This is a genomic window from Pseudomonas sp. NPDC098747, from assembly GCF_044760045.1.
Classification (GTDB): Bacteria; Pseudomonadota; Gammaproteobacteria; order Pseudomonadales; family Pseudomonadaceae; genus Aquipseudomonas.
This window is the reverse complement of record NZ_JBIWAL010000108.1, coordinates 1-6,887: the sequence shown is the minus strand read 5'-3', so window position 1 is coordinate 6,887 and position 6,887 is coordinate 1. Positions and strand designations below refer to the sequence as shown.

Genomic DNA, 6,887 nt, shown 5'->3' with positions numbered 1-6,887 from the left:
AAAGTTGAGTTGGTGGGCAGATGTCGCCAGCGTGACCGGCATGTCTGCCGATGGGAAGGCATGGCACTTTCACCCCTTATCCCCTATGTACATCAACGGGAAGCCCGTTCCTCCGTTCACTCCGGGTAATTTTAACGAAGGCGATGCTAAAGCCGCATTACGGATAATTTACGACAAGTATGGAAAGGATATGGCCACAATTATCGAACGTATGTATCGCGACGAAACTGCGCATTTCAAATCTCGTCAATACGTAAAATGCGGTACTGGTGGCATGGAAGCGTTTGGTAAACCACCATACTATGGGTGGGATGGTAATTTTTTCTCGTTGCACCCTCAGTTTACGCCCACGGGGATTTGGGAGGCTTTTGAAAACAAGGGGATGAGTGGGCAGGGAGGAAATGCACAAATTACAGATAAGAAAAAGCGCTTTATCGTATTTCCTTCAGTTCTAGGGGGAATGGAATATAAAGCGTTTTATATTCAGAAGCACAACGGCAACTGGGCGCGCTGGCATTCAACCAACGCTAGCATTCAGGCCACATACAAAAAACACCTTGAAGATATTAAATCGCGCTTTGTCAATGAATTTATTGCAGGTAAATAATGAAAAAAATAGCTTATGCCACTCTGCTGATCCCCCTGATCGTAGGTGCTGCCTATGGGGTATCAGCCCAAGCAAATCAACAAACAAAGGATGTCACGACGCATCAAGCGCAGGATTCAGGTTCGTGCTATCAGTACCTAACTGAACTGGTAAGAAGTAGCAACTTCCCATTCCGTTATGTAAAAAAAGATAAAGCCAATCTATTACTTGATAACGATTCTGGCGACGAAGTAACAGCACAACTTTTTTTTGATACCAATGGTTCTGGTGTAATTGGCTGGGTAAATTACAAAGTCGGACAGCGCCTGCTTTACAATATTTCAGCGGATGTAGATGAGCCACAATCGTTAACGTTTGATAAGGCTTTTGCCGAAAAATATGAAAAATGCATTAAGCATTCGGCACCAGTGAAGATGAAGTAGATGTGATTTAGTTCGGGGATGGCAGTCCACTGCTAACCCCAGCCCCTCTGATATTCGGCTCAACATGCAAAGACCAAAACACGAAGTATACTATGCAAAAATGAGAGACAATTAAAATATTATCGCGAGCGGACAGTAACCATGATTAAATTCACTGTCGGATTTTTAGCTCTAAGTTCAGCCAGCCTAGCTATTGCAAACGACTCACTAAGCCACTGCCTGCCGGATGAAAGTATATAAAATAATGTCGCTATGCGGATCAAATGCCAAAGAAGAAAAAAGCCTCCACTACAGATTTGGAAAAGCTAACAATATAGAGCTAGAGTTTCCAAAAAAAGGATTACGAACGCAGGATCATTTTACTTACAACCATCATACAAGATACGGAGTGGACTACTTCAACGTTGATTTTTCGATTGGAAAACACGCATACTCTGTTTATCGAAGTTTAGACACATCAATAAGCCCCAACGCCTCAAATGGAGTTACAGTCAAATCCAAAAACTCTTCCGATACAACCGGAGTCAATATTCAATGCGCTAGCGATGCTTATGACAACCTGAACGCATTATCAACGCTCTTAACTTGCAATGAAAAAAATGCGCTCGGCTGCTAAACAAACTAATATGTCGACACCAAGAATATCCCAACATCAATATCAGCGGTAGGCGTGCGGGGCGGCAAAATGCTGCCGCACATAAAGTTGGAGGCTATCCGTCCGGAGTTAAGCCCCTACCACTCATAATGATTAATCTGCGCGGGGGGCATTTATGATGAGCTCCCCCGCCCCCCGCACTGAAGGCTCCGATGTCATGAGGTCGTTCAGGCTGTTTTGGCAAAGATTCCTGTAACCACATTATCCGCGGAGGGATTGCCTGCCAGCTCGTCGAGATATCTCGCCCACCGATCCAAATCCGCCCGTTTCTCTGGTAAATAATTCCAGCGGTCATAATGCTTTGCCTGCACGCCAGAACGCCCATGCGAGAGCAACCACGCCCGCCGCTCCTGATTTACGCCAAGCGCTGCTAAATGGGTTTCGATAGTTGCTCGGAGCGTCCGCCAAGTGAAACGGCGTGTTAGACCTTGTTCCGACAGTTGATCACCCAGCACCGTAAAAATATCTAGGGCTGTACCGGGGGCGATGCATACCGTTCCCCTAAGGTAAAATGGCCCCGGCGCACGCCCTAAATCCTTCAATGCGAGTAACGGTGACAGTATTTCTGCTAGACGATTAGTAATCGGCAATAGATGCTCGCGGGGTGGTGTCCCCCTCCCTCCTTTGAGATCAAGCAGCCGCAAGACATCGCTGTGTTCGCCATCATTATAAAAATCCGGCCATGTCACCCGACAAAGCATCTCTACTCGCTGCCCTGCCAAATACAGCATCGCCTTGGCGATAGCCCGTCGTCGGTCAGGCAACCTCTCGACCGCTAATACAATAGATTTCAGTTCGTCCTTGGTAAGAGCCCAAGTGTTCGCCCGATTGGCTCCTTCGATGGTAGGCACGTCCCGAGCCGGGTTGGTTTTCAGGCCATACTCCACAGAGTCTCCCGAGCGAAGCGGATTCAAGTCGTTCGCAAGTCCAAAGGCAAAAGCGGCTTGAAGGTACGAGCGCAGCTTATCGGCTTGCCGCTTCTTGCCATTGTTGGCAGTAGCTTTCGTGAGTCGAACACCGCGCCCCTTATGCGCGACGGAGCGAGTCAGGCAATTGCGAAGGATCTGAGCCACATCACTTGGCTCGATTTCCTTTGCTTTGCGTTTCGACAATTCTGGAAAAGGTGTAAGTACATCGAGTTTCAACGCACCACGAACAGATTTAGCACTCGATTTGCCTCTACGTTCCATGTCGTCCACATAGGCATCTAGCATTTGCGCAAGCGTTCCCTGTCTTGCCTCAATATCTGCTAGCCGCTGACTGGCGCGGGCTCGCTCTTTTTCGGCGGTCAAATAATGCTCAATGCTAGGAAACCGTCTAGCTTCCAGAGATGTAGCGGCTGCATATGCTCGCCACTCGACTAAGGTCTTATCTACATAGTTACCAAGCTTCAAGCGCTCCTGCTTGCCTTCGCGACGTAAGCTCAAGTAAACCAAAACGCCTTTTGCCCGACGCTCAAAAAGGATAGAACCGGCGCCCTTACCTTCCAGTGCTTCAGAGAGAGTAGTTTTCAAAGCAAGAATTTTGCTGTGTACGAGTTTTTGCGCCACCTTCAGCCCTTATTTTTCTTAACGAATCGCTTAACGAATTGCTCAACGAATCATAGCAACCTTACGCTACACAGAGAAACCCAATGAAACATGAAGCCCAGCAATTGCGGGGAAAATCCTAGATTTCATGTTTCAACAAATAGCACTGAGCCTCATAACCATGTGCCTCATAATCCTTTGGTCCACGGTTCAAGTCCGTGTGGGCCCACCATATAAATCAAGGGGTTGCGGCACTTTTAGCAGTAACCCCTTGTCGTTTTCGTCGTTAATCTTCCCCGTTCGTTCCCCGTTTCGCGTTTTTACCCCCCCACCTAAACCGTGCCTCCCCCTACTTTTTTTGTGACGGCCTTCTGATGACGAGCCGTCCCGAGGCATTTAAACGTGAGCGGGACACACAATTAAACGGAAAGGTAACGTGGGATGGCTCGCGGCAAATTAATGGGATTGAGCCGGAGTGGACGCACCGCCAGCGCCCGCCGAATGCTTTAGACCTTTGCCCAGCACAAAGGCAATGCGCGGAGCTACGTCATTTGGTGACAGCGGCTTCTCTGGCAGCGTTGGGGCACTGTTCGGTTGAGCGTCCACGGCATCGTGGTTGTACGCTTGTCTTTCGAGGTCGGTTAACACCTTCAAGATGTCCGCCATCTTTTTTGCAATATCAACACGCTCGCCAACGTCGTCGCTGGCCATACGCTCGAAGTCCGTTTGCAGGCGCAGCAGCATGTTCATCTGTGCGGTGATGCGGGCGCGCTGGGTCAACTTGATGCGGGCGATAGCCTCGGCTCCAGCCTGCACAGCTTCCAGTTCAAGGGGTGTTTTCTGGATACCGGTGGATACCAACGCGCTAGATACCAATTCATCCGCCCTGTGTTTGATTGGAGCGGCGAGGTCACGCGTCCATCCATCACGATTGGCGCGCTTTGTTATCGCCCCGTGGGTGATGTCGTTCGCTGGCGATTTCTCGAAGCGTGAGAATGCCAGCTCGGTAAGCGAGTTTGATTTCGACCCAATTGATTTTTCGAGTTACAACCATGCCGCCCCCCTTGCTTGAGCGCAAAAAACATTGTAATGCAGAGGTGGCAATAAAAGAATTTCGCAGCACCGTTCCCGTTTTGTTCGCACGTAAAAGGTGCCCGCCGGAGGAAACAAGGCAGGGACATTTCCATAAGCCCCTGCCTTTTTCGCCCCCTTTTTTCAACCGAGAGACACGCTAAGGAGTGCGTCAAGAGTTATCTAAACTCCAACAACACACCGACAATCACTATCCCAATAAAACCCAAGACGAGCATTGCCGTATTTACGATCAACATGCGCTTCAGGTGCGGCGGAAAGTTTTCAATGTCGACAGGATCCACCTCTCCGGCACGAATATAAACTCTCGAAAAAATCATCAAGCCAGCGATTCTGGTGATGAGTGCGTAACAACCAAACCATCCCTGCTTTCGCAGGCTCGGTCCCCAGATATAGATAAAACGGCTACTTTTTAAGGCTTCCATCATCTCGTCTAGGTAGCGGCCTAGATACAAGGAATACAGGATGCCCACGAATGAAAGCACAATCGGGCCGGATACAAGCCAGAAAGCTAACCATGATGTCCAAAAACCGTCCCACATCATGGCAATGTCTTCTCGCACAAAATCTCTCCAGCTACTGCGCCTCCCTCGCCACCATATTTCGTACCCGCCCATGAGCCAACCCCTACCGTCGTAGCGACAACGGCGACGCAAGCAATCCCAAATTGGTTCTGGTTCTGGATAATTAGCATGTTGGCAATCAAGGTCAGGTTGTTCATGGTGTCTCCGGTTTTATGAGGAGGCTAGCAGTGTGGCTGCTGTCGTCCAGCACGTGTCAACTGTGAGTACTGACCAACTCACCGGCAAAATGCACTCGGCTCACTTTGGTTTGGTGTCGGCGGTGAGCCGTCGCCCATGGTCAGGCTGGGTTTACATATACGGAATTGTGGGGTTGTAGAAACGAGCTGCGCGAAGACTTACGGCTGCTCGTGATGTTGCAACCTCGCCATGTTGTGCTTTATGACATCTAGCACCGCGGCGGTCATCACGGCAGTGGAGACGCCAAACATCAGAATGCCGCTGGCCGCTTCCAGTGGGCCGAGCAAGCGCCAGCGTGTGGACATGATGATGTCGCCATAGCCCAGCGTAACGAAGTTGACCCCTGAGTGGTAAAGCGCGGTGGCGAAATCGTCGAACTCGCCGAGCAGCATGAACAGCCCAGCCCAGATGGCCATTTGCGCGAAATTACCGAGCAACATCAACAGCATCACCCCCGACAACAACGGGATGTTCAGGCATTGCGAGTGGTGGCCTCGTTGAGCGTGCCTGACGCGCACGTAGTAGCGTAGACAGATGGTTAGGAAAATGGCCTGCAATAGCAGGCAGACCATCATGACGGGGAGACCAATCAGTAGGTTGAGCAGCATGGTTTACTTCTTCAGTGAATGGGTTGCCGCTTGCGGCTTCCAGACTGTGGGAAACCAGTTGCGAAGCCTGACAGCCTTCTGTGTTTAAGGAATTTATGCATTAGTCACTGCATTTTGAGAACTCTTTTTTTTCTGCTCGCACAAAATCAGGTTCGTCCAACCAAACTCCTGCTTTGGATTTTTCGTCATAAAAGCCTAGCCACTCTACGGTTGCCGAGTGACTTGAAGTCTGTTCGAATTTTGCAATGGGCCTTTGTTTTGAGAAATTGTCCCACTTAAGCATCATTCCGCCTCTCCCTAGATCGGCTGGGGCGTCTAAGAAAAAATTGATTCTCCCTGCTTCATTCTTTCCGCGAGAGGTTATGTAAATTTGATTCGAGTTAACTTCCATGAAAATACGATTATTTTCTTTTATTGTGATCCCTCCTATCGTGTCGCAATCGGGAGACCATCGCCCTGCTGCACCTAAGGTTTTTTGCGCTTCCGCATCTGGCTCAAAAGCACTCTTGGACTCTGCGTAGCTGCTCATCGTTACTACAGTCAACAAAAAGCATGCTGATATTTTTTTAAAGGACATCAGTATCCTAGCTCCTTGAGAAATCCCGGTGTTAATTGTAGGTCCGATGTTCCGAGAATCTCTTCATTTAAGAATTTTTCATAATAAGCCAGCGCTTCATCCATCGATTTTATTGGCTGGCCATATCGCCCTGGGGGAAGGCTTGCCCACTCGTAGCTACTACTTTCTATAGCTTCTTGTATTTTATTTGACACTATCAAATCTAAAGCATCGCCCCTTACTTTGTATTTTAGCAGCCCCAAGCAAAATATATCTTGGGAAAGAGGAGAGAAGTTTTTAATGTTTAGCTTTTTTCTTATTTTGATTACTGAGTCGTCGTTCCATGTATAACCCATCACCTGATAGGCTCCGGCGGCGGAAGAGGTGTAGCCACTTTTTTTAATTTTTATTTGAGGATGATCATCAAATGTTTTTCCATGGTCTTTAATAAATGATGAACCTCCAAAAAGTTTTTCATAGCCATTAATTCCTTCGGTTCCTTCCCCAACGCGGATCATTCTTAAGAACGCTCGAACTCTCAGCTCTCGGGAATCAGATACCTTGTTTGTGATTAATGAAAGTGGGTGGAAATGCCAAGCCTTCCCATCGGCAGAAATTCCGGTCACGCTGGCGACGTCCGCCCACCAGCTCATTTTC

At 48.7% G+C, this 6,887-nt stretch carries 9 protein-coding genes; 2 read left to right on the top strand and 7 right to left on the bottom strand.

Annotated features, from left to right (window positions below; all coding sequences use genetic code 11):
* On the top strand, positions 1–607 hold a 607-nt coding region (locus ACIQVE_RS28940), incomplete at its 5' end, for a hypothetical protein (RefSeq protein ID WP_402815290.1).
* Positions 607–1,029 carry a hypothetical protein gene (locus ACIQVE_RS28935; protein WP_402815288.1) on the top strand — a complete coding sequence of 141 codons (423 nt, stop codon included), beginning with the start codon at positions 607–609 and terminating at the stop codon, positions 1,027–1,029. The genes ACIQVE_RS28940 and ACIQVE_RS28935, both read left to right, overlap by 1 nt.
* Positions 1,030–1,851: 822 nt before the next feature.
* On the opposite strand, the gene ACIQVE_RS28930 is transcribed toward ACIQVE_RS28935, so the two are convergent.
* From ACIQVE_RS28930 to ACIQVE_RS28900, 7 genes are all read right to left on the bottom strand, one after another.
* Positions 1,852–3,234 carry a tyrosine-type recombinase/integrase gene (locus ACIQVE_RS28930; RefSeq protein WP_402815286.1) on the bottom strand — a complete coding sequence of 461 codons (1,383 nt, stop codon included), beginning with the start codon at positions 3,232–3,234 and terminating at the stop codon, positions 1,852–1,854.
* A 435-nt stretch (positions 3,235–3,669) separates the two neighbouring features.
* Complete coding sequence (locus ACIQVE_RS28925; protein WP_402815284.1) at positions 3,670–4,074, bottom strand: hypothetical protein; 405 nt, start codon at positions 4,072–4,074, stop codon at positions 3,670–3,672.
* A gap of 389 nt (positions 4,075–4,463) precedes the next feature.
* Positions 4,464–4,868: a hypothetical protein gene (locus ACIQVE_RS28920; RefSeq protein ID WP_402815282.1), complete on the bottom strand. Its 405-nt coding sequence runs from the start codon at positions 4,866–4,868 to the stop codon at positions 4,464–4,466.
* Positions 4,847–5,026, bottom strand: coding sequence for a hypothetical protein (locus tag ACIQVE_RS28915; RefSeq protein ID WP_402815280.1), 180 nt, complete (start codon positions 5,024–5,026; stop codon positions 4,847–4,849). Before ACIQVE_RS28915 ends, ACIQVE_RS28920 begins: the two co-directional genes overlap by 22 nt.
* Positions 5,027–5,224: 198 nt before the next feature.
* On the bottom strand, positions 5,225–5,674 hold the full coding sequence (locus ACIQVE_RS28910) for an ion channel (protein WP_402815278.1): 450 nt from the start codon (positions 5,672–5,674) through the stop codon (positions 5,225–5,227).
* A gap of 100 nt (positions 5,675–5,774) precedes the next feature.
* The gene (locus ACIQVE_RS28905; RefSeq protein WP_402815276.1) at positions 5,775–6,251 is read right to left on the bottom strand and encodes a hypothetical protein; all 477 of its coding nucleotides are present in this window, start codon (positions 6,249–6,251) and stop codon (positions 5,775–5,777) included.
* Positions 6,251–6,887 (bottom strand): glycoside hydrolase family 104 protein (locus ACIQVE_RS28900; RefSeq protein ID WP_402815274.1); only part of this gene is annotated, 637 nt, incomplete at its 5' end. The genes ACIQVE_RS28900 and ACIQVE_RS28905, both read right to left, overlap by 1 nt.

Excerpts from the sequence above, each read along its gene's own strand:
- ACIQVE_RS28935 (WP_402815288.1), top strand. The coding sequence starts at position 607 with ATGAAAAAAATAGCTTATGCCACTCTGCTGATCCCCCTGATCGTAGGT.
- ACIQVE_RS28915 (WP_402815280.1), bottom strand. The coding sequence starts at position 5,026 with ATGAACAACCTGACCTTGATTGCCAACATGCTAATTATCCAGAACCAG.
- ACIQVE_RS28910 (WP_402815278.1), bottom strand. The coding sequence starts at position 5,674 with ATGCTGCTCAACCTACTGATTGGTCTCCCCGTCATGATGGTCTGCCTG.
- ACIQVE_RS28905 (WP_402815276.1), bottom strand. The coding sequence starts at position 6,251 with ATGTCCTTTAAAAAAATATCAGCATGCTTTTTGTTGACTGTAGTAACG.